Below are 23,116 nucleotides of genomic sequence, written 5' to 3'. Positions count from 1 at the left end.
GATTTGCCCGTCGGGTCGTTTTGTCGCGCCCAGGCGTCATTGCACGCAGGCCCGAACGGCCTTTGCGACCATCGCGGCGGCTGGCCTGCTTGAAGCCGATCGCATCGGATCAGGCGACAGACAGCTTTCCGGCCGCCCCGAACCCCGGCATGACGCCGCCAAGCATCGTGCTCAACGCCGCCAAACACGGCTTCACCATGCGGCGCTCGCACCAATTGCCCGGCGTATTGGAGAAGGAAAAGCCTGCCTTGCGCGCAAGGGCCTGCATCTCATTGTTGGTCCGCAGCGTGTCGCCGAAGATATGGCGGGCGCCGAATGCCGCCGCGAGGCGCTCGAGATTCGAAAGCAATGCAGAACCGATGCTGCAGCCCCGGTGCTCATCGTGGACGGAAACGCCGAACTCCAGGCCGCCGGTTGCCCGATCGAACGCATAGCAGGCCTCGGCGACGATCGTTTCGACGCCATTCACCGTCATCACCGCGACCACAGCGAAGCGACTATCCGCGCTGGACCGAAACAACAGGTCGAGATCCCGATCCGAGGGGCCATGGCTGGCGCCCGTGAACCGATTGCGTCGCGCGGCCGGCGACAGCGCCTCGAAGTAGGCCTGCAGCGCTTCGCGGTCATCAGCCTCAAGCAAGCGGATCACGACCGACTTACCGGTCCGCAACCGCACAATTTCGAAAACCGCCGCGGCTGCCGTGGCTACGAAGGTCGCGGCGACGTCGAGCGCTTCGCCTTGGAGCATTGGTGCGAGCGCGGGAGAGTCGCAATCCACAACCATCACTTCATGCCGCCATTCGATCGAATTCATGACCGGCTCCTCTGAACATACTGGTGAAGGGGTCGAGGAGGTCATGCCCTCCCCGGGAGCGCACTAGGCGGCAACGGGCTCGATGTTCTGATATTTGACCACGTGGACCAACGCCTTGCGGGCGTAGAACAAGCGCGTCTTGATCGTCGCCTGCGGGAGGCCGATGATCTCGCTTGCTTCCTCGAGGGACTTGAGCGCGAAGTCGACGAGTTCAATCACCTCGCGATGAGCCGGCAGCAACCTCCTGAGATAGTGGTCGAGCTCCACGCTCGTCCTGGCGCATCCAAGCCGCAGCATCATCTGAGACAGATCGATGCCGGCCTCGTTCAGCCAGGAGATTCCGTTCTCTCGGGCCGATGCGCTGGTCTCGGCAGAAGTCGTTTGCATGATCGTCTCCTTATTGCGCTTCCATTCACGCGATGGAACGGACGAATAAGGAGGCCGCGTTTCTGCACGACTTCGTGAATTGCAGAGAATAGTTCTGTGGAACGGAAAATGGTTTCAGGTTCGCTTTCGCGGTGAAACCCTAAAACAGGATAAATTTTATTCAAATGATAGATATGCACGCGTCAAAGCGACGCCTGAACTCAGCTTGCGGCCAGCTCGGCGAACGTCCGGCCGGCAGCGGCGCGCAATGGCGAGCCCTTTGAGAGGATCGCGAGCAGTGCTGCGTGCTGATCGCCTTCCGCGCTTTCAAGCGTTGATTTCGCCCACAGATAGGACGCTTCGAAAACACGCTTGTGATTGTCGAACTCCATGACCTTGGCGCCAGGAATGGTCGGCGGACGCATCACAAAATCGGCGGGGCCCACCGGAATCGAATCCACGCGCTGATGCACCAGCAGGCTGCGCCAGAGCACGCTGACCGCCGATGGCGCCCTTGGCAGGCGCTTTTTGCCAAACGGCAGCAGCAGACTGGAAATCAGCTTGAGGCGTCCCGGAAGCGCATCGTAATCCACCTCGAAGCGTTCGATTTCCTGCTTGCCAAAATGGACCACCAGGTTGGGCCCGCGCTTCAGATTGTGCATCGGCGCAAGCGGGATGTTGTCGATCAGACAGCCGTCAACCAGCATCGAGCCATCCTTGGTGTAGAACGGCGGCAAGATGCCTGGAATGGAGGCTGACGCCCGCACGGCCTGCCACAACGAACCGGTACGAATGACTTCACCAGCCTGGGTGGAGAGATTGGTTGCCACGGCGGCAAACGGCTTCCAGCAATCCTCGATGTTGCAATCCGCCCCGAGCGCCTCCGCAAGCGCGCGGTCGAGGGCCTTGTGGTCAAGCAGGGAGTATCGCGGCCAGGTGGGACGCTTGAAACTCCGGCTCTTGACGAAGATATCGTCCGTGCCTCGATCAAGATCTTCAGCTTCGAGGTTCTTGGCGAAGCCGGCGACCATGGCAGCCCCGACGCTGGTTCCGACGAAGATATCGAAGTCAACGCCGCGTTCGCGAAACGCCTTGTAGATTCCAAGGTGCGCCGGACCCAATCCTCCCCCGCCAGCCGCCACAAACCCGATCGCCCGGCCGAGCAGGAAGCGCGCCAGGCTCCGTACATCGATGTCGTCCTGAAGCGATATGTGGTGATGCATGAAGACGGGCATGCGCCTCAACCAGGCGCCCGTGCCACGCACTTCACCGCTTCGCTCATCATGAACGAGCACGAGCCGCCGCTCGTTGGTTCGATGATAGGTCGACGCCGCAGCCTCTACTTCGGTCAGGGAATCATCCGGCGCCCTGCCCCTGCACACGAACAGGACCTGATCGGATTGCCGGATGCATTTCTGGGTCCAGCGCGTCAGCTCCCGGTCGCCAAAATAGGCGACGAGATCGGATGCCTGCTCCAGTCGATGCAGCCAGCCGGTTACCTCTTCATCGTCCGGATCCCGTCCGGGGAACATTTGATTGATACGCTGGGAGGTCACGATCTCAACCACCGCGTTGCCGAGCGCCTGTGTCAGCAACGCGTAAAACTGCGGCGGCACCGGCTCCCTTCCCCCTTCCAGAACCACGATTGTTCGCGTGCGCGCAAGTTGCCGGTTGGGAACGACGCGCGACGTCGTCTCGGCCACCCGAAGCGCCATCGCCTCAAGCAAGAAACCAACGATGCTGGGCGCTTCAGTTGCAATTTTGTTGTAAGCGGCTCGCGACAATGAGAGAACACAGGAATCCCTGATCGCCGTTACGGTGGCCGTCCGCCGGATCTTCCCAAAAAAGCCGATTTCACCGATGAGATCGCCCGGCCCCAGTTCGGCAATCAGCCCTTCGTCGCCCGCGCGCTGCACCGTGAATGCGCCGCGCACGACTTCAAAGAAAGCGTCCGACGCGTCGCCCTCGGCGACAAGCTCTTCGCCGCGCAGAATGACCAGCTCGCGCATGAAACCCCGGATCTCCTGACGCTGTTCTGCGGTCAGCATCCTGAAGATCGAGACGTCGGAGGGAACGAAGGCCTCGGGAGGCGTTGCGGCATCGGCGAGAAGGGGAGCGTCGGGGACGAAGGGTGGCTCAGATGCGGTGGCACCATCTACCATTATATTTTCCTCGATCGAGACTGCGTGGCGCAAGTGACCTTGTTGCCGCCAACGTATTTCATAGCCGCGCCGACACATAGCAGCTCACGCGTTCAAATTGCCTTGCCAGACGTCAGGACAACGGGATTAGTTGAGCCATGGTGGATGGGCGGTAATGTCAATTACTCAACATTTGATCGATCGCGTTAAGCCGCCTGCAATCTTCGGCATCTCGTTGCAATTGTCAGGACGAATCTGAAGAAATCCTGATATCGCTTCGCTCGCCCGGGCCAAGCTCGCGAACGTACGGGTCTAAAAGGGAGCACCGATGAGCAACGGCGATGACGTGCAGATCGAAGTTGCGCTGGCCGCGACCGATGAGGTGCGCCTGCTGATCGGCGAGCTCGAGGCCGTGCTCGCGGTGGAGTATCCGCCGGAGCAGCGGCATGGCTTTCCCATCGATGCGATCTTTCAACCGCATGTCCGCTTCTTCCTCGCGCGACGTCACGGCGCGGCGGTGGGCTGCGGCGGCGTCGCCCTCTTCCCTGAATATGCCGAGGTCAAGCGCATGTATGTGCGCGGCAACGCGCGGGGCCAGGGCGTTGCCGACGCCATTCTCGCGCGCATCGAAGACGAGGTGCGTGGCGCCGGACTTCCCATGTTGCGCCTGGAGACAGGAACGCGCCAGATCGCGGCGATGCGGCTCTATATACGGACGGGATTCCGGGAATGTTCCGCGTTTGGGGATTACGCGCTGAAAGCGCCGCAATCCATTGCGGCGAGTGTGTTCTTCGAGAAGCGGATTGTTATGTAGCCCGGATGAGCAAAGCGACATCCGGGACTCCGGCATTCCTCCGATACCCGCAATCGCTAGCGCTCATGCGGGCTACCAGCTTCAGGTCACCTTCCCCGCCTCGTTCAGCCCGCTCTGCCAGGTCGACGGCTGCGTGCCAAAGCCGCGTTTGGCGCGCGTGCCCAGCCAATAGCCGAATTGCGGGGGCACGTTGCGGAACGGGCCTTCGACGCCGAGTTTGAGGGCGGCGTCCATCGGCCAGTTCGGGTTGTTGAGGATTTCGCGGCCGACCGCAATCAGGTCGGCTTGCTTGTCCTGCAGGATCTGTTCGGCCTGGTCGCCATGGATGATGAGGCCGACCGCCATGGTCATGATATCGGCGTGGCGTTTGACATAGTCCGACAGCGGCACCTGGTAGCTGTACTTGATTTCCTTGCCCAGGATCGGCGCCATCTCGGTGATGCCGCCGGACGAACAGTCGATGACGTCGACACCCTTGGCCTTGAGGATTTTTGCCAGCCGCGCGCTCTGCTCCGCTCCCCATCCGGCGTTGTCCTCCACCGACAGGCGCACGAACAGCGGCTTGTGGTCGGGCCAGTGCGTGCGCACCGCTTCGGTGATCTCGATGATGAAGCGCGTCCGGTTGGCCTCGGAGCCGCCATATTCGTCGGTGCGCTGGTTGGATCGCTCGGACAAAAATTGATGCACGAGATAGCCGTGCGCACCGTGCAGCTCCAGCACGTCGAAACCGGCCTCATGGGCGCGCCGCGCGGCCTGGCCCCAGGCCTGCACGAGGTCTTTCACTTCGCTCCGCTCCAGGGCCTTCGGCACCGGCCATTTCTCGCTATGGGCAATCGCGCTCGGCGCCACCGGCGACCAGGCGTCCCAATCCTCGATCTCGGGCGTCCGTTGCAGCGGCCGGTCGCCTTCCCACGGCCGGGTCGCGCGCGCCTTGCGCCCGGAATGGCCGAGCTGAATGCCCGCGACCGCATTCTGCTGATGGATGAATCTAACGAGGCGGCCAAGCGGCTCGACAAAGGCGTCGTCCCAGATGCCGAGATCGCCGACCGTGCCGCAACCGCGGCGCTCGACCTTGGTCGACTCGACGACGACAAGCCCGGCCCCGCCGGCGGCGAATTTGCCTGAGTTCATCAGGTGCCAGTCGGTCGGAAACCCCTTCACGGCGGAATATTGGTGCATCGGCGGCACCACGATGCGGTTCTTCAGCTCAACGCCGCGAATCGTCACCGGCGAAAACAGCAGCGTGTTCGACATTCGAGCGTCCTCGCCGGTTTCCTGGAATCCTGGGCACCCCAGTCCCGGCAAGCTGCCGGCGGGCGGCTGTTATTGTTTTGCGGTGGTCTCGGTCTTGATATCCGTCTTGGCTGCCTTCGGCTTCGCGGGCGGCTTGGCTGCGGCTTTCGGGGCGGCATTGTCGCTGCGCACGGTTCCCCAGGGATCCGTGCTCTTTTGCTCCGGAATATTGCCCAGCGACCGCTTGTAGGCCCGCTCGGCCTCCTTCGCCGCCGCGATCTCCGACGGCGACTTTTCCTTGTCCGGCTCCCCGTATTGTTGAACGGGTGCCTGCTGTGCCAACGCCGGCCCGGCCAGCAAGACCATCACAGCCACGATACCAATCATTTTCATGCGATCACTCCCCGGACTTTCCGGCCAAACGCTTAGCACAGCTCCCGCGCCAGCCTAAGTGCTGGATTGGGCGGAAGTTGCTCGCGAAAACACGCATTTTGCTGGTTGCAGCCAGTCGTTGCCCAGAGCGGTCCAGTTTTGTAAACGTCTGGCATGAACGCCCCGCTTCTCCCCAACTCCGCCGACGCGCTCCTGTTCGATCTTGGACGCGTCGTACTCGATATCGACTTCGGCAAGGTGGTGGCCAATTGGGCCGGCCATGCCGGCTGCGAGCCCGCACAGCTGGTCGAGCGGTTCTTGCCCAATGACGCCTGGCATCGCCACGAGCGGGGCGAGATCAGCGACGCCGAATTCTTCGCAGGCCTGCGTGGCTCACTCGGCATCGGGATATCGGACGCCCAGTTCCTGGAAGGCTGGAACGCGATCTTCGCCGGCGAAATGCCCGACATCGCCGCATCGCTGGCGCGCGCCGGACAACGCCTGCCGCTTTATGCCTTCTCCAACACCAATAACGCGCATGTCGTGCATTTCAGCCAGGCCTATGCCGGCGTGCTCGGCCATTTCCGTGAAATCTACCTGTCATCGACGATCGGGCTTCGAAAGCCCGATGCGGCGGCCTATGATCACGTCGTCATGGCGATCGGTGTTCCCGCCTCCCGCATCGTGTTCTTCGACGATTCCGCCGCGAACATCGACGGCGCGCGGGCGCGCGGCCTGGCCGCGGTACATGTGACAGGGCCGGATGACGTCGCAAAGGCGCTCGCCGCGCTGGGAATTTGAGAGGGTGTTGCCGTGGCCCTGATGCCGGTCGTTGATGCGCTGGCCGCGATCCTTGCGGGCGCCGATCCCTTGGCGGAAGAAATGGCCGCACTCGACACCGCCTGGCATCGGGTGCTCGCGCGCGACCTTGCGGCAAAGCGCACCCAGCCGCCGCAGGCGATGTCGGCGATGGACGGCTATGCGGTGCGATCGGCCGATGCCGCCGACCTCTCCGCGCGGCTGAAGGTGATCGGCGAAGTCGCGGCGGGCCGCCCGTTCGAACGCAAGGTGGGCCCGGGCGAAGCGGTCAGGATTTTCACCGGCGGGGTGATCCCTGATGGCGCCGACGCCGTCATCATCCAGGAAGACACGGCCGCCGGCGGCGACCACATCACGATCACGGAAACCGCCAAACCGGGACGGCATATCCGCGCCGCCGGCGCCGATTTTCGCGAGGGCGATGTGCTGCTCTCCAGGGGAAGCCGCCTCACCGACCGCGATCTGTCGCTCGCCGCCGGCATGAACTATCCGGAACTCGCCGTGATCAGCCGCCCCAAGGTGGCGGTGCTCGCCACCGGCGACGAGCTGGTGATGCCGGGCTCGACCCCGGGCCCGGGCCAGATCGTCTACTCCAACGGCTACGCGCTGCGCGCGCTGGCGCGGGCCGAGGGCGCCGAAACCATCGATTTCGGCATCGCCGCCGACACGCTCGAGGCGACCACCGAGGGCATCCGCCGCGCCCGCGCGTCGGGCGCCGACATCCTGATCACGATGGGCGGCGCCTCGGTCGGCGACCACGACCTCGTCAAGCGCTCGCTGGAGGCCGAGGGCGTCGCCATGGCGTTCTGGCGCATCGCGATGCGGCCGGGCAAGCCGATGATGCACGGCCGCCTCGGCGCGATGCGGGTGATCGGCCTGCCCGGCAATCCGGTCTCGTCCTATGTCTGCGGCTTCCTGTTTCTGGTGCCGCTGATTCGCGCGCTGTCGGGCCGAAAAACCATCCATCACGTGCGTGAGACCGCCCTGCTCGGCCGCGATCTTCCCGCCAACGACCAGCGCGAAGACTATTTGCGCGCACGGCTCGAACGGCGCGAAGACGGTGCGTTGATCGCGGTGCCGGTGAGCCACCAGGACTCGTCGCTGCTTGGAAATCTCGCTGCGGCACGGGCGCTTTTGATACGTCCGCCGTTTGCGCCGGCGCTGCCGAAAGGCACGCCATGCGAGTTCCTGCGCCTGCCGGAATGACGCATTGCGACGGCCTGTTCGGGCGAAGTCGGCGCGCGTTCACCTGAAATTAAGTGGTTGCGGAACATGTATCGAACATATAGTGTCCGTTCATGATTTGTTTCGAGAGCTGGTGTCTACAAATGGGAGTTTTGGACTTCCGAATTTGAGACCGCACTCGCAACTGAGAACCGCGAAACTGAAGTACCGCGAAACTGAACGACCACGAATTACGACGCGCCAACCGGGGGATTGCTCGAGATGCTTACGCGCAAACAGTATGAACTTCTGCGTTTCATCAACGAACGGCTCAAGGAAGCCGGCGTGCCGCCCTCCTTCGACGAAATGAAGGATGCGCTCGACCTCCGCTCCAAGTCCGGTATCCACCGCCTCATCACCGCCCTGGAAGAGCGCGGCTTCATCCGCCGCCTGCCCAACCGTGCCCGCGCCATCGAAGTCATCAAGCTGCCCGAGCTTGCGGGCGCCGGTAACGGCAACGGCCGCCGCGGCTTCACTCCCAGCGTCATCGAAGGCACGCTCGGCAAGGTCCGCGCCGCCAGCGCGCCCGCCGAGGACGATGGCAACCGTCCGGTCGCCGTTCCCGTAATGGGCCGGATCGCCGCCGGCACCCCGATCGAGGCGCTGCAGACCCGCAGCCACACCATCAGCGTACCGCCTGACATGCTCGGCTCCGGCGAACATTACGCGCTCGAAGTCCGCGGCGATTCCATGGTGGACGCCGGCATTCTCGACGGCGACATGGCGCTGATCCAGCGCAACGAGACCGCCGACACCGGCGATATCGTGGTGGCGCTGATCGACGAGGAGGAAGCCACCCTGAAACGCTTCCGCCGCCGCGGCGCCTCGATCGCCCTGGAGCCCGCCAACACCTCCTATGAAGTCCGCATCCTGCCGCCGAACCGGGTCCGGATTCAGGGCAAGCTGATCGGGCTGTACCGCAAGTACTGAGGGCGGCCCGCTTTCGCGGGCGTCAGTAGCGTCATTCCTTATCCGAAGTCGTCATGCCCGGCCGAGTGCCGGGCATCCTTCTGACGGCTGTGGCCGTCATGACGGAGAACGGTGGGGCCACGCGTCGCACAATTGCCCAGAATGCGGCAAAAGCTGTGCGGGCGAGGATGGTTGGTTTGACGCGTTTTCAACGCGAAGACGCAAAAACCGGGGGGACGAGACGTGGTCAGCAATATGATCACCAAGATCACCTGGCAGAGGGCGGGACTCGTGACCGAGCCGGGCCGCTACATGCTCCGGTTCGGCTGGCTGATGGTGACGGCGGAAGATCTCGCGATCTGGCAGCAATATCCGGAGGCTGCGTTCACGCTGGTCGCGCTGCCCGGGATTGCCGACGACGGAAGGGAGCAATTCCATCTCGGCGCCTTCGAACTGCCGCTGCCGCCGATGCCCGAAGATCCGCAGCCGCCGTAGCGCGTTTGTGATCGGGCACGCCGGCCTTTCCGTCGCACTATTGCCCAGAACAGGAATAGACTTTGCTCAAGTCCACTCTGATAGAGGCCAGCGCCTCGAGGGAGGCACGGGTCTCTATCTCTTACGAGGGAGCGATCCGATGTGTGACTATAGTTTGCACGCGATGGCAACGCGTCCTGCTGAGGCCGGCGAGACATTGATATCGACCACCTTCCGCGGCACCTCGACCCGCGGCTTTGCCAGCGAACGCGACCCCGCAGTCGCGGTCTGCATGCTGCCCGGGACCGAACTGGCCTTCGCGCAAGACGTCAAATACGACAATCGCTGGATCTGGACGCGGACGATCGGTTTTCGCGTCGGCAAGTTCAACACCATCGATCCGCATATCAAGGAACGTCACCACGACGCGATCGAATTTCCCGACGGCAGCCATGTGCTGGTGACGCAGCTTTGCGAGGGTCAGCGCGTCACCGTGCTGCAATTGCCGGTGGTGCATCCGATTCCCGAGCGCACAACAACGAAGGCGGACACGGCGACACCGCTTTCCACCGGTTGAATTCCGCGCCGCCGGTCGCGCCCCGCCGGGGAACGTGAATCCTTATTCCTCGGCCTGGAGATCCGCTTCCGACGGGGTCGCATCGACCGCACGCGGCGCCGTACGGCGCGGCGCGAGGATGGTTGTCTCCGCGTCCCACTCGCCCGCGATCGCTGGCGACCATGGACGATCGACGCCCCGGAGCTTGACGGCATCGATGGTAAATCCGCTGCCGCTTCGCCGCAGCACCATGGCGCCCTGCCGCCGCAGACGCTCCGCAGAGATCACCGAGGCGCCGCACGCCGCAGGCGCCTGCCTTGCTGTCACCACCAGCGCCGCGCGCTCACAATCATCCGCCAGCGCTTCCGGCCGCAGCGCCAATGCCACGAACCCGCCACCGGCGCCTTGCATCACGCAGCCGCTCTCGTCGCATGAGACGCCCTCGGTGAGCGAGGCATCGGCAGGCTTTCGGGCGTCGGCATCCGCCGCCAGCCATTCCTTGACGAGGAAGCCATCCCTCGCGGCGCCCTTGGCCGCGCGCATCAAATGCAGTTTGCCGTCCTGGCCGCGGACACCGACATTGCGCCCGTCGGCGGAGATCAGGATGTCCGGCTGCGGCACCCTCGCCGCCCACACCGCCGCCACCAGCACCACGGCCGCGCCGGTATAGCGCAGCGGCGTCCGCAACAGGCCGAGCAGGATGATGCCAAGGCTGGCCGCAATCAGCGGGCCGATGCCGAACGCCGGCACACGACCAACCGCGCCCGGCAAGGCCGCGACCCATTGCGTGACAACGATCATCCAGTCGATGCCGACGCCCATGATGGCCCAGAACACGCCGTCAAAACCAAAGGGCATCGCAACCAGGCCGAGCAGGCCCGCCGGCATCACCAGCGCCGAGACCACCGGCATCGCCGCGAGATTGGCGAGCACGCCATAGGGCGTCACCCGGTGGAAATGAAACGCCGCGTAAGGCGTGGTGGCCAGGCCCGCCACCAATGAGGCCAGGAGCAGCATCGTGATCTCGCGGCCGCCCCACAGCGCCACCTGCGCGGTCGCGGAATGATCCGGCTGCGCGAACAGGCGCGGCATGCCGAGTTGCACCAGCGCCACCAGTCCGAGGGTCGCCGCAAACGACATCTGGAAGCTCGGATGCACCAGCGCCTCCGGTGCGATGGTCAAGACAATGAGGGCCGCGACCGCGAGCGTTCGAAACGTGATGGCGCGGCGGTCGACCATGACCGCGATCAGCACCACGGCCGTCATGAAGAACGAACGCTGGGTCGCGACTTCAGCGCCGGAGAGCAACAGATAAAACGCCGACGCGGCGAGTGCCGCCACCGCCGACCATTTCTTGATCGCAAATAGTCAAGCGACGAAATGAAAATTCCACAAATGCCTCAATTTGCTCAACTAAATCGAGATTGCTCTCTTGAGAACAAACACCGCTATTTGCAAAAGTCAGCGCCGGGTAAGTAGGCTATCGTCGCGGGGAATCGCACTCACGGCCGCTAGCCGAAAGAGCTCGGGACTGCTGGTACATACTATGTAGATGCAGATAGTTAGCTGGGGAAAACGGCGACTACTTTAATCGCCACTGGCACTTACTGACCGTTGCCACCGGACGATTTGACGCACGAAGAAGCCCCCGGGCATCATCCGGGGCGAAATTTTGCAAAGATTCCGGAGGTGGAAAGGTCCGGCATGGGATTGCCAAGCACTCGGGGTTGAACGAGGTTTGATTTTCAACCTACTGTCCTGATTCGGATATCCCCATGCCTTTCACTTATCGTCCCATGTTGAAGACCAAGGCTGGTGAGGCGACGGCATTGCTAAATCTAGCGCCGGGCGAAAAGAATCGGATCGCTCCAGTGTTTCATGTTGCTGAGACACCCCCGGCAACCTTTGCAGCCCGCATGGCAGCCGCTTGGTCAGGTCGAACTTGCTTTTTGGACGGCTCGTTCAACTTCAACGGCTCGGGAACCTCCACGGATTTCGACAACACGTTTTTGGCGCTTGGCGCGAGCGGTATACCCGTCTTGCCAGTTATCGAAATTGGTGCAGCGCACCCGTATAATCTCGCTTCGTTTGCACATCTGAATCGATTTGGTCCAGGGCTCATGCTCAAATGCACTCCGGGAAACCTGCCATCGGCTTCCGGCTTTGCCCAGCAGATGAACGTCCCTCAGAACCAGATAGACCTGCTTATTGATGGCGGACACATCTCAGAGTATGAGCCGGTTTCTTTCGCTGGATACGTAAGCCACATTCTCCAGACGAACCTTCCTGGCTCTCAGTGGCGGTCGGTTACTCTGGGAAGCTCGTCAGCACCGAAGGATTTCGGTCAACTCGCACTTGGAACGACCGTTGTTCCACGGATCGATTGGTTGATGTGGTCGAATATTGTTCAGCCTCCCGCGAAGCCTGTCGATTTTGCTGACTTCGGAATCTCGCACCGGGACCTAACCGAACCGCCGGGCATCGCCATGGCCGCTGCAACCGTCAGCGTGCGATATACCATCGCCAACAACTGGGTCATGATAAAGGGCAGACGCACGACCGGCGCAACCGGAGTGCCGATGGGCCACCAATATCGAGCACATGCACAAACCCTGAGAGCTCGTCCCGACTTTGGTGGACTACCGATCTGCTGGGCTGATCAACGGATTACTTCTATTGCTACTACCACCGGGAGTGCCGGGGGACGCGCTCAATGGGTCGAAATCAACGCCAATCGGCACTTCACATTTATTGCCAATACTCTTCCTTGACCAAGCAAGCCGACGTTTTAACGTTTCTCGAACTTCCAACCGCAAAATATTCTCGGGCAAACCGTCGACTACCCTTCGACAAAGTCGTTCTGCAGGCGCACTCCGATGGCCCTTTAGCATTCCATAACGGCCTAATATATCCAGCAGTTCTTCGCGCCACAGCAGCCGAACAGTTTGCAAAGAGTCCGGTTGAGGATTTACCGTTCCAATTCGGTCTGGCACCAAGCTGACAGTCGAATGCTCGGTTGCTGACGCGCAGATCGTCCCCCACCATGGCGGAATCATTTGCTTCGCCTTTTCCGCATGGTTTTCAGCCACGACAAGCGTGACACGGTCGAACACTTGGCTATAGAGTCGTTCCTGACCGGGCAGTCGTGCCAGCGTGTCACGCGCGCTTTTGATTTCGAACCCGTGAAGTTCGCCGTTCACCACCGCGATATCGACCCGAACCGAGCCCGACCAAATACCCATTTCCTCCACAATCAGCGTGCGATCGTCGCCGAAGTGCTGTTCATAGAGTTCGCGGCGAAGGGCCGTTCGCACGTCGAGGTCTCTCATCACACACTCTTCTGGAATGGGCGGGTCCCGTGGAGATTGCGTTAGCGCAATCGAAGCGAGTCTACAACCGTTCCGGTTAATATGCCGTTGGCCTCAAGAGCCGGACCACGCTGTCGCTCTTGGCCCCACGCCGTTGGCAATTCTTGCGTCGACTCCGTCGCCGATCCGCAATCTGTAGCGGCTTCCCTTACGGGCACCGCCGCGCTTCAATGGATCATGGGCACCAAGTCACGTGAAACCATTTACGGGTCGTCGGTCAAGGCTGCCGCCGAGGATGCGGTGCGGGCGCGCAAGACCGCCGATCGCTTGGCCTGCGAGGCCTGGAACAAGCGCATGCTCGGCTTCCGGGGACCTGCCCAGCCCTCTCCGGCGCTTGGCGACGCCCTCAACGCCGGCTACCTCTATCTTGAAGTGAAGTGCCTCGGCTGCAACACGCATCAGACGGTGGCGCTGACACCGTGCGCCGACCGAAAGTGACGCCAATCCATGAACTGGAACGATACATGCGCTGCCGGGACTGTTCGCAGGTCCGCTGCTATCCTTACAAGCGCAGCCACCTTGTGGCGCTGCGACCGACCAAGATATCGGCAAGCGACCCGCCGTCGTCGTGGTGGCCGGGGGAACGTTGAATTGACGATGCGCCGAGTGGGTGCGTAAGGAGACCTTGTGACAATACCTGTGCTCACCCTTCCTTGGCAGCTTAACAGCTCGGCCATTGCGACCGTCGCCGAGGACACGGCAAAACTCGCTGCGGGAGGATGGCCTCCAGAACTTCACATCGACTTTCAGCCGCTCGGATTTGTCCGGCCAGCAGGAGTTGTCTTTTTAAGCAATCTTATTTCTTGGCTGCATAGCCAAGGTACGAAGGTCTTGCTGAAAAATATCGACCTTAACACACAAGCTCTTGTCTTCCTGGACGACTCGCTTTTTTTCGAACAGCACTGCGGGGCGAAACGTCGAGTGGCTGCTGCTCCTCGCGCGACCACCAGACCGCTCAAGCGAATCGCTCATGAAGACTCGCACGCGTGGTTGAGGTCGGACCTCGTTCCCTGGCTCGCTGGCCGCCTTGGGACGACGACCGCATCGCTGCATCCATTTCAGAACTGTATCGCAGAACTATTCAACAACATTCAGGATCACACGCGATACGACATCGGAACAATCTTTGCTCAGCACTTTCCGAGAGAGAACCGAGTTTACGTGACACTCTCTGACATGGGAGCTGGCATCCCTTTCAACGTCAAGACGGCGTTTCCTCAACTGTCCGACTACCAGGCGATTGTGAAGGCCACCGAGTACGGATTCAGCACAAAGCCGACCCCACGAAATCAGGGAATCGGATTAGATTACCTAATCACCCAGGTGGTGGGCCAAAACCAGGGAACAGTCACTTTTTGCTCGGGTTATTCAATCGTCCGGTTTGAGCCGGGCCCGGCTGGCATCCAGAATCAAGAGCTCTGGAGCACTGGTTTTTGCCCAGGAACGACTGTCGACATCGTGCTCAGGACTGATACGATCATACATGTTCCCGACGAGCCGGAGGATTTGGAGTGGTGATTCAGCTCTCAGTGAAGGAACTGTCCGAGGCTGCCGATACGGCAGCTCAAGGCGAGATAGTGCTGAAGGCCGTTAAGCTCGGGCTGAAGTCGGGTGACGTGGTCACTCTCGATTTTGCTGGCGTGACCACAGCCACATCGTCTTTCGTGAACACTGCAATCGTAGCTCTTCTATCCGATTACTCGCTCGACTTTCTCCGAAAACACCTGCGGGTGGTGAAATCAACCAGACAAATCAACGATATGATCAAGACGCGTTTAGAACGAGCCGCATCTGGCTCTGCCGCTGCATAGCCCATCGCTTGCTCAGCGATGTGCAACTTATACAGCATCACTACAAACCAAGCGGCCATCGCCGCGCTGTTCCGCGTCGTCAACCGCTACATCGGCAACCTCCAGCCGATGCCCGGCGTCTTCCCTGACTACCCCGCGCCGATTGTCCGCAACACCGATCACGGCAGCGAACTGATATCGATGCGGTGGGGCATGCCGCCGCCCCCGAAGTTCGGCGGCGCGCCGGTTACCAACATCCGCAACGCCTCGTCGTCGCACTGGCGAGGCTGGCTGAAACCGGAGAACCGCTGCCTGATCCCGGTGAACAGCTTCGCGGAATACGCGCCAGAGCCGAACCCGGTCACCAAAAAGAAAGACGTCGTCTGGTTCGCCCTCAATGACGCCCGGCCGCTGTTCGCCTTCGCGGGCATCTGGACCGAATTCAAGGGCGACCGGGGCACCAAGTCGAAGCCGATCCCCGGCCCTCATCTGGTGTACGGCTTCCTGACGACAGGGCCAAACGCGGTCGTCGAACCTATCCATCCGAAGGCAATGCCGGTGATCCTGACGACCGCCGAGGAGCGCGACGCCTGGATGCGCGCGCCATGGGATGATGCGAAGGCGCTGCAGCGCCCGTTGCCGGATGATGCGCTCCAGATCGTGGCACGCGGGGCGGATAAGGAAGACATGGCGGCAGCGTAAAAGTTGTTGGGTACTCGGAAACAACCTGTTCGGTATCGCGACAAGCGGGCTAAGGTTCGACATTCTCGTGCCGAAGGTTCACCTATGGACGACGCCGGAAAGCCTGCCCTGCTTCGCGCGGCCAACGACAACCCTTGGTACTGTCTCGCGACGCTCTACGGCGAACAACCCATTGGCAAGCATGACCCTACCCTAGCCAAAAACAATTGCCTTGCCTGGAACCGATGGTTCGGTGACATGGCAGAGGACGAACGGAGTCGGTTCGCGCAAACTTTCGCCCATCGCACAGGCAAACCGGGTCTACCCCCCGAGCCAACGAAGCATCATAACTTCTCGAATACCCACTTTGATCGCCCGATTGACTTTCATGAGTTTCTCTTCGTGAACCTCGTAGACTTTACGAATGCAACCTTTTCAGACTTCGTCGTCTTCGACCGAGCAAGTTTCTCCGGCGACGCACAGTTCTTCGATGCAACATTCGCCCAACATGCCTGGTTCGAAACGGCGACATTTACTAACAAAGCTAGCTTTAATCGCGTCACCTTTAGCGGGCCCTGCTGCTTCGACTCCGCAACGTTTAAATCGTTGGCGGACTTCGACAGCGCGCATTTCGAAAACTTCAATTTCCGGTCAACAGCGTTTTCCCGCGCCAATTTCCGTGCGGCAATTTTTGGAAAAGGCGCCTTTGAGTCGGCAACGTTCTTTGAAAACGCCTCCTTTGACTCAGCAACGTTCTCAGGCCCGATTGACTTCGATTTCGTAGCGTTCAACCGCGAAGTTAGCTTCGTGAATACAAAGTTCGCTGGTCAAACGAGATTCTCTGGCGCCCGATTCGAAACCCACGTGCCCGACTTTCGCGGAGCAACTATCCATGAAGCCACAGAGTGGCACGACGTAATTTGGCCGAGACCATCGCGTCACCGATCTGCCGCACAGCGGCAGGTCTACGCCTATGAACGGCTTAAACAGGAGATGGAACGCCTTAAGAAGCATGAGGACGAGCAGAGCTTTTTCCGCAGAGAGTTGCGAGCGCGGCGGGCTTTGATCCGAAAGCTGTCTGGCAGTTGGATCCTCAATATTCTCTATGAGCTATTCAGCGATTACGGCAACAGTTTCATCAGGCCTGTGCTCTGGCTGATCGGCGTCTTCGCGGCTGGCATCGCCATTTTCACAAAGGTGCCGTTGTGCGCCGGCGAGCCGATGCCGTTCAAGCTCGCCGTCAAACTCAGTTTTTCGAACATTTTCGTCATTCTTCCCGACCGGCGCGAATTGGTGAAAGCGGTTCAGGACGTAGACTGCTTTTCAAACACCACGCAGGCAATCAATGCTGCTCAATCGATATCCGGCGTGGTGCTGCTCTTCTTGCTCGGTCTTGCGCTGCGCAACTGGTACCGCATGAAATGATCACGGTATAAAGCGTAACAGCCGCTTGCGAGCGCCTATGGTTCACCCGCTATTCCTCATCACCTATCCCTTCAGCGCGGAAATAGAGGTCAAGCAGATGGGCTGGCTCCAGTTCATAGAGAGCATGACCGGCCACTTGGCATGGCCGCTGGTCATCCTGATTCTGCTTATCATGGTGAGGAAACAGATTCACTCACTGGCTGAGCGCATCCTTGAACTCAGCTTCGGGGGCGCGACGGTCAAGTTCGAGAAGCTGCTTTCCCAAGGAGCTGAGATTATCCAGGAGGCGCCTCCGCAACCCCCAAGGCCTGATGAGCCGGAACTCCCGCTATCAGCGGAGCAGCTAAGGCCCGGTCCCGAGATAACTCGACTGTGGCGGGCGCATGTATATAGCAGCGTCTTGCCAGCCTACGAGATGCTGTCCGAAGAACTGGCTAGGCTGGGCGAAGAGTTAGGCGTGAAGACCAGAGACGGATCGACTATCATACGTCTACTCTGGAAGCGTGAACTGATCCCATACACGATGGTTGATCTATTCAACACGTTGCGGGAAGCACGAGATGCCCTCGCCCACGCCCGAGCGCTTCCCCCGAGCTTTGCAATCGAGGAGTATTCGCGGCAAGCGGGCTATCTGCTTAGCGAGCTGAGGATTGCGGGAGCGAAACTGAAGAACGGCCCCAAAAAAGAGTAGCCGCACTTGAATTGGCCGCTCTCCGGAAATCTAGCGTAGAATAGCGCGGCCGGGGAGCTTTCAATCGATCGAAGGTGGTTCCGATGACACGAAATATGGACACAATCCGTACCTTGCTCTTGCGATTGGAGGCTCTTCCAATTCCAACGGGCGCACCTTTCGTGTTGATCGATGGCAACTCGGAGGGTGTAAAGGTCCTCGCTGATGAAGATCCAAGGGATCTTACCTATCACCTCGGTTTGTTGAAAGACAAAGGACTGATCACATCGCCTGGCACAAACAACATGGATAGCCGCATTCGGTTCAGTGGTTTATCGTGGGATGGATACGACTTTTTGGATTCGGTTCGAGATGACAAAATTTGGCTAAAGACCAAAGGTGCTGTTGAGCGCGCGGGCGGCTTTACCCTCGATCTCATAATCGATCTGGCCAAGGGTTTCTTGAAGAAACAAATTGAGAACCAGACGGGGATCAAGCTGTAGTATTTCCGTCACGGGGGGAAGCGTCGGTAAGGTCGCCGGCCAGCTAACGGCCCGAGCACCACGGTCGCCGTGGCGGACAGCTGGTAGCGCCGCATACGTATGGATGGGCAAGCCCTTCGCTTATCAAAACCGGACTCATGCACTGCAGCAAAGGAAGCTTTTATTCGATCACCTCGTCGGCGCGGGCAAGCAACGTCAGTGGCACAGTGAGGCCGAGCGCCTTGGCGGTCTTGAGGCATGAGCGGTAGCGGCCTCCTGAGCCGCCGCCGTTTCGACGCAGATACCACCCGTCCTTGTGGAGGGGTTTCTCCTTGATTTAGAGACCCTCGAGTGCCTGGCGAAATGCCTTGAGCGCCTCCGTCTGCTTTCGGTTTTCCCGTGCCTTGACCGCGTTGCCGCCAGACACGGCATCGAGGTCCTCGGAGGACAACTCGTGCAGCTTCAGAGCTTCGCTCTTTGCATTGATTGCAATTCCAGTCATCGCATGTCTCCTTTGAATTAGCGGCGCGATCATCCCACGCCGATGCGACCACATTTGGCATCACAGCTCTCGTCGGTATGTGACGGCCATCACAAAATGTCTGATTTAACCAGAGCGCTCGCCTATTAGCTTGTGCGTGGCAAAGAACTCTTCCCGCGCATGTCGGCTTGGGGTCAATCGCGTCGGTTTGGCCGAACTACGGCGACTTCTGGTCTACCCCCCAACGGACATTCTCAGGATAAGCGGGCTTGTCTCAAATGTGCCAGGAGCGGACATTAGCTTACTGCAAAAGCTGGCGAAGTTCTTGATCGATCAACTTCCACGGCGCATTTAAATTGACTGTTCGGACGGAGATGGTCTTCCCAAGTATGCTGTAATCCTCACGAAGGTCGCGATCGACGCGAGGATATATCAGTATTCCGTGCGGTGCGACCCCGCGGTCGGGCTTTGCGTTCATTAGATAACTTAGAATCTGATATAGGTTTGCATTGTGAATCTTTTCGACGTCATAGTGGCTGCTTAGCGTATTGGTGTAAAACTTTGCGTCTATAATCTTGTATTCTCCGGTGCGCCTTGCCGAGATATCCGTCCGCATCCGCGGCAGATAGCGTAGTTCACGATCTGTTGCGCTACGTGCATCCCACTTGATGTCTTCTCGTACGACGGACCATTGCGGGCATTCGCGGGTCATGAAATTGAATAGAAACGATTCAAACAATCGAGCCATTGCCGCATCGTCGCGCGCGAAATCGCGGAACTTACGACCACCATTTGCTTCATCGACCAACCACGAATTGTGAACAAACTCACAAACATCTAGCAAGAAGCCATAATATGCACGATTGGAAGAGACCTGCACCTTTCGAAATAACGCGCTGGTTAGGTCAATCTCTTTGATATCTCTAAGTGACCTCTCCACTGTACGCAGGCGTGAGCGGAGTTCTCGATCGAGTTCGCCAAACTTCAATAACTGCTTCACCGTTGTATTTAAGATGCGATTGGCTGCGGTATTCATGCTTACTTCATCGAACGCACAGACAGCTTGTCCATGAAAGAATGAGTTCTTTCGCAAACTGCCACCAAAATCGATGCGGCCGCGAATGCCCGAAAGCGTTTCATGCTGGGCGTCGAAACATTTCTCTAGCCCGCGTCGCGCTAAATGATCGATACCCGTGCAAAGAACGGCGGCGAACAAATCCGCCAGCTTCGTCATCGGGAGACCGCCTGCATCTGCGATGGCCGCCTGCTCCAGCCGGTTCCAAGCATAGCACAGAAGATAATAGATGTTGTGAATGGGTATGCTGTTAGCCACGAGCTTATATTCTCAGCAATCGTTGATGCCACTCGTCCGCCTTCGTGCCTTCGTACCAGTACTCGCGAAGTAACGGCACGATCTTGTGCTCGACGCGGTGGTTGTACGCGTCCTCAGCCGCATCCTCGCCCGGAAGATCACAAAAGTCGCTATGGCCAATCATGCAGCCTGGCCCTAGATCGCGATCTTCCCCGATTGCTTTATTGAGATCACCAAACACTTGCCGTATGTGGCCCACCAAAGCTTCCGGTATTTTGCTCGCTATCATGAAATCGTAGAATTGCTTGGTATCGAACCCGGGCCCAATGTCAAAAAACTCGAAACGACGACGCAAAGCGTAGTCTACGAGCGCCAACGAGCGATCGGCGGTATTCATAAGCCCTAAGATGTGGATATTGCTGGGAATGAAGAAGGGCTCATCGTCATCCGTGGAATATGCCAGCTCGACGGCAAAATCCTTTTTACGTTTGTCACGCTCGATGAGCATAAAAAGCTCGCCGAATACCTTGCTTAAGTTGGCTCGGTTGATTTCATCGATGATAAAAACGTAAGGCCGACTGATGTCTGCCGCCGCACGGCGACAAAAGCGTAAGAAAACGCCATCTTTTCTTAGGAAGCCGCCCTTGCCGTCGGGCCTGTAACCTTGAACAAAATCCTCGTAAGCGTACGATGCATGAAATTGGACAAATTGGACCCGCTCTGGATCAACAGCACCCAAAAACGCGTCAGCCAGCCGCCGAGCAATGAATGTCTTCCCTACGCCGGGCGGGCCTTGAAGAACCACATTCTTGTTAAGCTTAAGACTCGCCAAAAAATCCTCAAAGTCTTCTTGTTCGACAAAAATGTCTTTGAGGGCCGCTTCAACGGAAACGCTCTCCTTCGGTGCGTCAGCAGCTAAGTTTGAGCTTAGCGCCATCGTATCAATGTAGAGCTGTATCATCGCATCAAGGTGAGCGGTCAGAGTCTCGACATCGAGTTCGTCCGGCACCGTAAACGCTACATCGACGAACGAGTCGCCGTAGCGGTCGGCTGCTCGACCGTGTTTCTCCTTCAAGAATGAACCTACGGTTTCCTTCTGAACGAGCTCCGCCCAACGTTGTTGGGGAGAATGTGTCTCACTTACGCCATATGCCAAGATCAGGACCTTGGCCTCGCGATAGTAAAGAAGGACCGGGTAAATTCCTTCGCTAACTTTCTGGCCGGCGTTTAGAAACGCGATCCACGGCACTCTCGAGAACACCCCTTGGCCGAAGCTTACCCTGATTTGTAGCCCGCGATATTCCTTCGGATAATCACTCGTTCGAAGGCTTTCGCCACCGTCTGCTTGCACCAAAAATTTTTCAATGAGGCTGCCGACCAGGTCCTTCTGAACGATTGAGAAGCCAAGCTCGCGAAGTATTGCGAAGGCAACAGTATCCTCACCACCGGGGAAATCAGATCGCGAAACCACCGAACCGGTAAGCTTTTCGAGGGCGTACGACAGTACCAGCTTGGGCGGATAACGCTTTTCGCCGATGACAAGATCATAAGTCGATGACTTGGCTCCAGACGGAACACCTTCGGCATCAATCCTTGCGATGGCGTCGAGGACGTGTTCCGGGGTGAGTCCCGCTGCCAAAGACGTTATATCCTTTTGCCAACGCTCTTTAAGCGGACTACAATAATAGTCGAGATCGGCTGTTTTTAGCTCCTTCTCAAGATCTTTTCGGATTGCGCGCAAGTGCTCATCGAGTTCATTGGCCGGCATTCTCGCCGCCTGCGCGCGTGGAATGTTTCCAAAGCGGTCGGCGACGGTTGTGCGGTCACCAGCTGAAAAGATCCTCTCAAAGTCGTCAGGAAACAACAGAAAGATAAGCATATGACGAAACTGTCGCGCTTGAGCGTCAGGGACGGTCTGTAACCACGATGCGAACTGCCAAGGTTCTTGCAGAAGATTGGTCTGCTCGTCGGGTGAAAGCGATCGAAACTGCAAGAGAAAATTGATGCAGAAAGTCAGTTCGCGCGGTCGATAATTATTGAATCCGGGGCCCGCACTGCCAATCCCCGACAAAACTTCGTCAGCAATCAGCGGGTTACTTTCTGGCCACGCCGCCCCTGACCAATCCCAGATTTGCTGGATACGCGAGCGCTTAGTGCGTGCCGAAAGGTTGCTCGGACTCAACAACAGCACCCACATGACTTCCGCGGCTAGCATTTTGACCTGGGGGCTGCTGCTGGCGAGCTGGTCCTTCAATTTGTTGAGGAACGATCGATCCGTTTCATCCGGGTTGAGCGTAAAAACCTCGTTCAACGTTACAATATTTTGAGTGGCCCACACCTTTTCGGACGAGAAAATTGACCCCTGGCTCAGCAAGGCCTGATCGCGCCAGTGTGCAGCGGCGCGAAGCACAGCACTGATGTCCTTTTCACAAGCAAACCGGCTCACATCGCGCCCCCATTTCGAAAGTTGAAAACCGTTGTTACTAACGCAATCTCAGGTAAAAACTGGCTTCCGTCGAGCCTCAAAATTAGCGGTATCACGAAATGGGACGTCCGTTCCGGGTCATTCGCGTCGAATCCGCGCGCTGCACCCTAACGGTCCGCTCCACCCCCGATTGCGGACATTGCTGGATGCCCCCGAGCGGCGGGGGGCGCCTGAACAACGATAAATTCGTAGTCTAAGCGAGGCCTTGCCGCGCGCTCCTTCTTGCTACGATATCATCGGCGTAAAATTGCTCTCCTTCCGGGGTATCCAACCAGGCGTTCATCGCAGCAAAGTTCGACATGTTCGGAAACGCCACCTTTGCAAGTTCTTCCGCCGAGACGTTCCCGATCGCGGCGGTTTTCGCCATTGCATCAGAGCGGGACGTGAGCCGCGTTCGTTTGTAGATTTTGCTTGCTTCGATGGTATTCACGAACTCAAGCGTAGCGGCGCTTACGGATATGTTATTGCGCTCTGCGTAGGCGGAAAGGGCGGCATCCCACTCGGCTTCCGCTGCTGCTTTGCCGAAACCATTGCTCATGTTTTCTCCTCCGTCGTACTTAATGATTGTCGCCAGAGCGCCGCGTGCTGCAGGCCGATCAACGCATGACACCTCACGTATGCTAAATGATCGCATTGCGGCGCTTCGCCATTGCGTCATCCTATTGTTGCGAAGGAGCGTCTATCCGGCGCTTCTGCAACA

22 protein-coding genes and 3 pseudogenes are annotated in these 23,116 nt (G+C 59.1%); 14 read left to right on the top strand and 11 right to left on the bottom strand.

Annotated elements, in window-relative coordinates; translation table 11 throughout:
• Positions 1-109: 109 nt before the first annotated feature.
• The 3 genes from JQ629_RS23645 to JQ629_RS23635 form a co-directional block, all read right to left on the bottom strand.
• On the bottom strand, positions 110-814 hold the full coding sequence (locus tag JQ629_RS23645) for a GNAT family N-acetyltransferase (protein WP_212414697.1): 705 nt from the start codon (positions 812-814) through the stop codon (positions 110-112).
• 63 nt (positions 815-877) lie between these two features.
• On the bottom strand, positions 878-1,201 hold the full coding sequence (locus tag JQ629_RS23640; protein ID WP_212414696.1) for a sigma factor-like helix-turn-helix DNA-binding protein: 324 nt from the start codon (positions 1,199-1,201) through the stop codon (positions 878-880).
• A 200-nt stretch (positions 1,202-1,401) separates the two neighbouring features.
• A complete protein-coding gene (locus JQ629_RS23635) occupies positions 1,402-3,342 on the bottom strand; it encodes a cyclic nucleotide-binding and patatin-like phospholipase domain-containing protein (protein ID WP_212414695.1) in 1,941 nt (646 codons plus the stop codon).
• Between the two features lie 307 nt (positions 3,343-3,649).
• On the opposite strand from JQ629_RS23635, the gene JQ629_RS23630 reads away from it, so the two are divergent.
• Entirely contained in the window at positions 3,650-4,135 is a 486-nt protein-coding gene (locus tag JQ629_RS23630; protein WP_212414694.1) for a GNAT family N-acetyltransferase, read from the top strand.
• A gap of 81 nt (positions 4,136-4,216) precedes the next feature.
• Here the strand turns inward: JQ629_RS23630 and JQ629_RS23625 are convergent, their stop codons facing one another.
• Complete coding sequence (locus JQ629_RS23625; protein ID WP_212414693.1) at positions 4,217-5,389, bottom strand: NADH:flavin oxidoreductase/NADH oxidase; 1,173 nt, start codon at positions 5,387-5,389, stop codon at positions 4,217-4,219.
• Positions 5,390-5,458: 69 nt separating this feature from the next.
• Positions 5,459-5,761, bottom strand: coding sequence for a hypothetical protein (locus JQ629_RS23620; RefSeq protein ID WP_212262330.1), 303 nt, complete (start codon positions 5,759-5,761; stop codon positions 5,459-5,461).
• A gap of 153 nt (positions 5,762-5,914) precedes the next feature.
• Here JQ629_RS23620 and JQ629_RS23615 point away from each other — a divergent pair, with 153 nt between their 5' ends.
• The 5 genes from JQ629_RS23615 (at position 5,915) to JQ629_RS23595 (ending at position 9,743) form a co-directional block, all read left to right on the top strand.
• A complete protein-coding gene (locus tag JQ629_RS23615; RefSeq protein ID WP_212414692.1) occupies positions 5,915-6,541 on the top strand; it encodes an HAD-IA family hydrolase in 627 nt (208 codons plus the stop codon).
• A gap of 12 nt (positions 6,542-6,553) precedes the next feature.
• Positions 6,554-7,765 (top strand): molybdopterin molybdotransferase MoeA, encoded by a 1,212-nt coding sequence (locus JQ629_RS23610; RefSeq protein ID WP_212414691.1) that lies wholly within the window; start codon positions 6,554-6,556, stop codon positions 7,763-7,765.
• 240 nt (positions 7,766-8,005) lie between these two features.
• Positions 8,006-8,713: a transcriptional repressor LexA gene (gene lexA / locus JQ629_RS23605; protein ID WP_192733386.1), complete on the top strand. Its 708-nt coding sequence runs from the start codon at positions 8,006-8,008 to the stop codon at positions 8,711-8,713.
• A gap of 234 nt (positions 8,714-8,947) precedes the next feature.
• Positions 8,948-9,187, top strand: coding sequence for a hypothetical protein (locus JQ629_RS23600; protein WP_212389021.1), 240 nt, complete (start codon positions 8,948-8,950; stop codon positions 9,185-9,187).
• 139 nt (positions 9,188-9,326) lie between these two features.
• Positions 9,327-9,743 carry a hypothetical protein gene (locus tag JQ629_RS23595; protein WP_212414690.1) on the top strand — a complete coding sequence of 139 codons (417 nt, stop codon included), beginning with the start codon at positions 9,327-9,329 and terminating at the stop codon, positions 9,741-9,743.
• 42 nt (positions 9,744-9,785) lie between these two features.
• Here the strand turns inward: JQ629_RS23595 and JQ629_RS23590 are convergent.
• Positions 9,786-11,087 (bottom strand): annotated as a pseudogene (locus JQ629_RS23590) (ComEC/Rec2 family competence protein); the annotation flags it as partial.
• A 410-nt stretch (positions 11,088-11,497) separates the two neighbouring features.
• Between JQ629_RS23590 and JQ629_RS23585 the strand changes: the two are divergent.
• Entirely contained in the window at positions 11,498-12,493 is a 996-nt protein-coding gene (locus JQ629_RS23585) for a beta family protein (protein WP_212414689.1), read from the top strand.
• Positions 12,494-12,559: 66 nt separating this feature from the next.
• Here JQ629_RS23585 and JQ629_RS37950 read toward each other — a convergent pair.
• Positions 12,560-13,051, bottom strand: a pseudogene (locus JQ629_RS37950) (sce7726 family protein); the annotation flags it as partial.
• 216 nt (positions 13,052-13,267) lie between these two features.
• Here JQ629_RS37950 and JQ629_RS23575 point away from each other — a divergent pair.
• The 7 genes and pseudogenes from JQ629_RS23575 (at position 13,268) to JQ629_RS23545 (ending at position 18,159) form a co-directional block, all read left to right on the top strand.
• A pseudogene (locus tag JQ629_RS23575) lies at positions 13,268-13,680 on the top strand (hypothetical protein).
• A gap of 37 nt (positions 13,681-13,717) precedes the next feature.
• Entirely contained in the window at positions 13,718-14,608 is an 891-nt protein-coding gene (locus JQ629_RS23570; protein WP_212414688.1) for an ATP-binding protein, read from the top strand.
• Positions 14,602-14,901, top strand: a complete 300-nt coding sequence (locus JQ629_RS23565; RefSeq protein WP_212414687.1) for an STAS-like domain-containing protein — start codon at positions 14,602-14,604, stop codon at positions 14,899-14,901. Before JQ629_RS23570 ends, JQ629_RS23565 begins: the two co-directional genes overlap by 7 nt.
• 18 nt (positions 14,902-14,919) lie before the next feature.
• Complete coding sequence (locus JQ629_RS23560) at positions 14,920-15,582, top strand: SOS response-associated peptidase (RefSeq protein WP_212414686.1); 663 nt, start codon at positions 14,920-14,922, stop codon at positions 15,580-15,582.
• Positions 15,583-15,666: 84 nt separating this feature from the next.
• Positions 15,667-16,986, top strand: a complete 1,320-nt coding sequence (locus JQ629_RS23555) for a pentapeptide repeat-containing protein (RefSeq protein WP_212414685.1) — start codon at positions 15,667-15,669, stop codon at positions 16,984-16,986.
• Positions 16,987-17,023: 37 nt separating this feature from the next.
• Positions 17,024-17,677, top strand: a complete 654-nt coding sequence (locus JQ629_RS23550) for a hypothetical protein (protein WP_212414684.1) — start codon at positions 17,024-17,026, stop codon at positions 17,675-17,677.
• Between the two features lie 83 nt (positions 17,678-17,760).
• The gene (locus JQ629_RS23545; RefSeq protein ID WP_212414683.1) at positions 17,761-18,159 is read left to right on the top strand and encodes a DUF2513 domain-containing protein; all 399 of its coding nucleotides are present in this window, start codon (positions 17,761-17,763) and stop codon (positions 18,157-18,159) included.
• A 316-nt stretch (positions 18,160-18,475) separates the two neighbouring features.
• Here JQ629_RS23545 and JQ629_RS23540 read toward each other — a convergent pair whose 3' ends face one another.
• The 4 genes from JQ629_RS23540 to JQ629_RS23525 all read right to left on the bottom strand — a co-directional run bounded on the left by JQ629_RS23540 (position 18,476) and on the right by JQ629_RS23525 (position 22,954).
• On the bottom strand, positions 18,476-18,640 hold the full coding sequence (locus tag JQ629_RS23540; RefSeq protein ID WP_212414682.1) for a hypothetical protein: 165 nt from the start codon (positions 18,638-18,640) through the stop codon (positions 18,476-18,478).
• A gap of 280 nt (positions 18,641-18,920) precedes the next feature.
• Complete coding sequence (locus JQ629_RS23535; protein ID WP_212414681.1) at positions 18,921-19,952, bottom strand: 5-methylcytosine restriction system specificity protein McrC; 1,032 nt, start codon at positions 19,950-19,952, stop codon at positions 18,921-18,923.
• Between the two features lie 4 nt (positions 19,953-19,956).
• Positions 19,957-22,377, bottom strand: coding sequence for an MrcB family domain-containing protein (locus tag JQ629_RS37785; protein ID WP_212414680.1), 2,421 nt, complete (start codon positions 22,375-22,377; stop codon positions 19,957-19,959).
• A 232-nt stretch (positions 22,378-22,609) separates the two neighbouring features.
• Positions 22,610-22,954 (bottom strand): hypothetical protein, encoded by a 345-nt coding sequence (locus tag JQ629_RS23525; RefSeq protein ID WP_212414679.1) that lies wholly within the window; start codon positions 22,952-22,954, stop codon positions 22,610-22,612.
• Between the last annotated feature and the right edge of the window lie 162 nt (positions 22,955-23,116).

It is taken from the genome of Bradyrhizobium sp. AUGA SZCCT0222 (assembly GCF_018130205.1).
GTDB lineage: Bacteria > Pseudomonadota > Alphaproteobacteria > Rhizobiales > Xanthobacteraceae > Bradyrhizobium.
The sequence above is the reverse complement of the archived record's forward strand: the minus strand, read 5'-3'. Positions and strand labels throughout refer to the sequence as shown.

What these genes read in the sequence shown, in the direction of transcription:
- JQ629_RS23645 (WP_212414697.1), bottom strand. Translation starts at nt 814, where the DNA reads ATGAATTCGATCGAATGGCGGCATGAAGTGATGGTTGTGGATTGCGAC.
- JQ629_RS23640 (WP_212414696.1), bottom strand. Translation starts at nt 1,201, where the DNA reads ATGCAAACGACTTCTGCCGAGACCAGCGCATCGGCCCGAGAGAACGGA.
- JQ629_RS23635 (WP_212414695.1), bottom strand. Translation starts at nt 3,342, where the DNA reads ATGGTAGATGGTGCCACCGCATCTGAGCCACCCTTCGTCCCCGACGCT.
- JQ629_RS23630 (WP_212414694.1), top strand. Translation starts at nt 3,650, where the DNA reads ATGAGCAACGGCGATGACGTGCAGATCGAAGTTGCGCTGGCCGCGACC.
- JQ629_RS23625 (WP_212414693.1), bottom strand. Translation starts at nt 5,389, where the DNA reads ATGTCGAACACGCTGCTGTTTTCGCCGGTGACGATTCGCGGCGTTGAG.
- JQ629_RS23620 (WP_212262330.1), bottom strand. Translation starts at nt 5,761, where the DNA reads ATGAAAATGATTGGTATCGTGGCTGTGATGGTCTTGCTGGCCGGGCCG.
- JQ629_RS23615 (WP_212414692.1), top strand. Translation starts at nt 5,915, where the DNA reads ATGAACGCCCCGCTTCTCCCCAACTCCGCCGACGCGCTCCTGTTCGAT.
- lexA (WP_192733386.1), top strand. Translation starts at nt 8,006, where the DNA reads ATGCTTACGCGCAAACAGTATGAACTTCTGCGTTTCATCAACGAACGG.
- JQ629_RS23600 (WP_212389021.1), top strand. Translation starts at nt 8,948, where the DNA reads ATGATCACCAAGATCACCTGGCAGAGGGCGGGACTCGTGACCGAGCCG.
- JQ629_RS23595 (WP_212414690.1), top strand. Translation starts at nt 9,327, where the DNA reads ATGTGTGACTATAGTTTGCACGCGATGGCAACGCGTCCTGCTGAGGCC.
- JQ629_RS23585 (WP_212414689.1), top strand. Translation starts at nt 11,498, where the DNA reads ATGCCTTTCACTTATCGTCCCATGTTGAAGACCAAGGCTGGTGAGGCG.
- JQ629_RS23560 (WP_212414686.1), top strand. Translation starts at nt 14,920, where the DNA reads ATGTGCAACTTATACAGCATCACTACAAACCAAGCGGCCATCGCCGCG.
- JQ629_RS23555 (WP_212414685.1), top strand. Translation starts at nt 15,667, where the DNA reads ATGGACGACGCCGGAAAGCCTGCCCTGCTTCGCGCGGCCAACGACAAC.
- JQ629_RS23550 (WP_212414684.1), top strand. Translation starts at nt 17,024, where the DNA reads ATGGTTCACCCGCTATTCCTCATCACCTATCCCTTCAGCGCGGAAATA.
- JQ629_RS23545 (WP_212414683.1), top strand. Translation starts at nt 17,761, where the DNA reads ATGACACGAAATATGGACACAATCCGTACCTTGCTCTTGCGATTGGAG.
- JQ629_RS23540 (WP_212414682.1), bottom strand. Translation starts at nt 18,640, where the DNA reads ATGACTGGAATTGCAATCAATGCAAAGAGCGAAGCTCTGAAGCTGCAC.
- JQ629_RS23525 (WP_212414679.1), bottom strand. Translation starts at nt 22,954, where the DNA reads ATGAGCAATGGTTTCGGCAAAGCAGCAGCGGAAGCCGAGTGGGATGCC.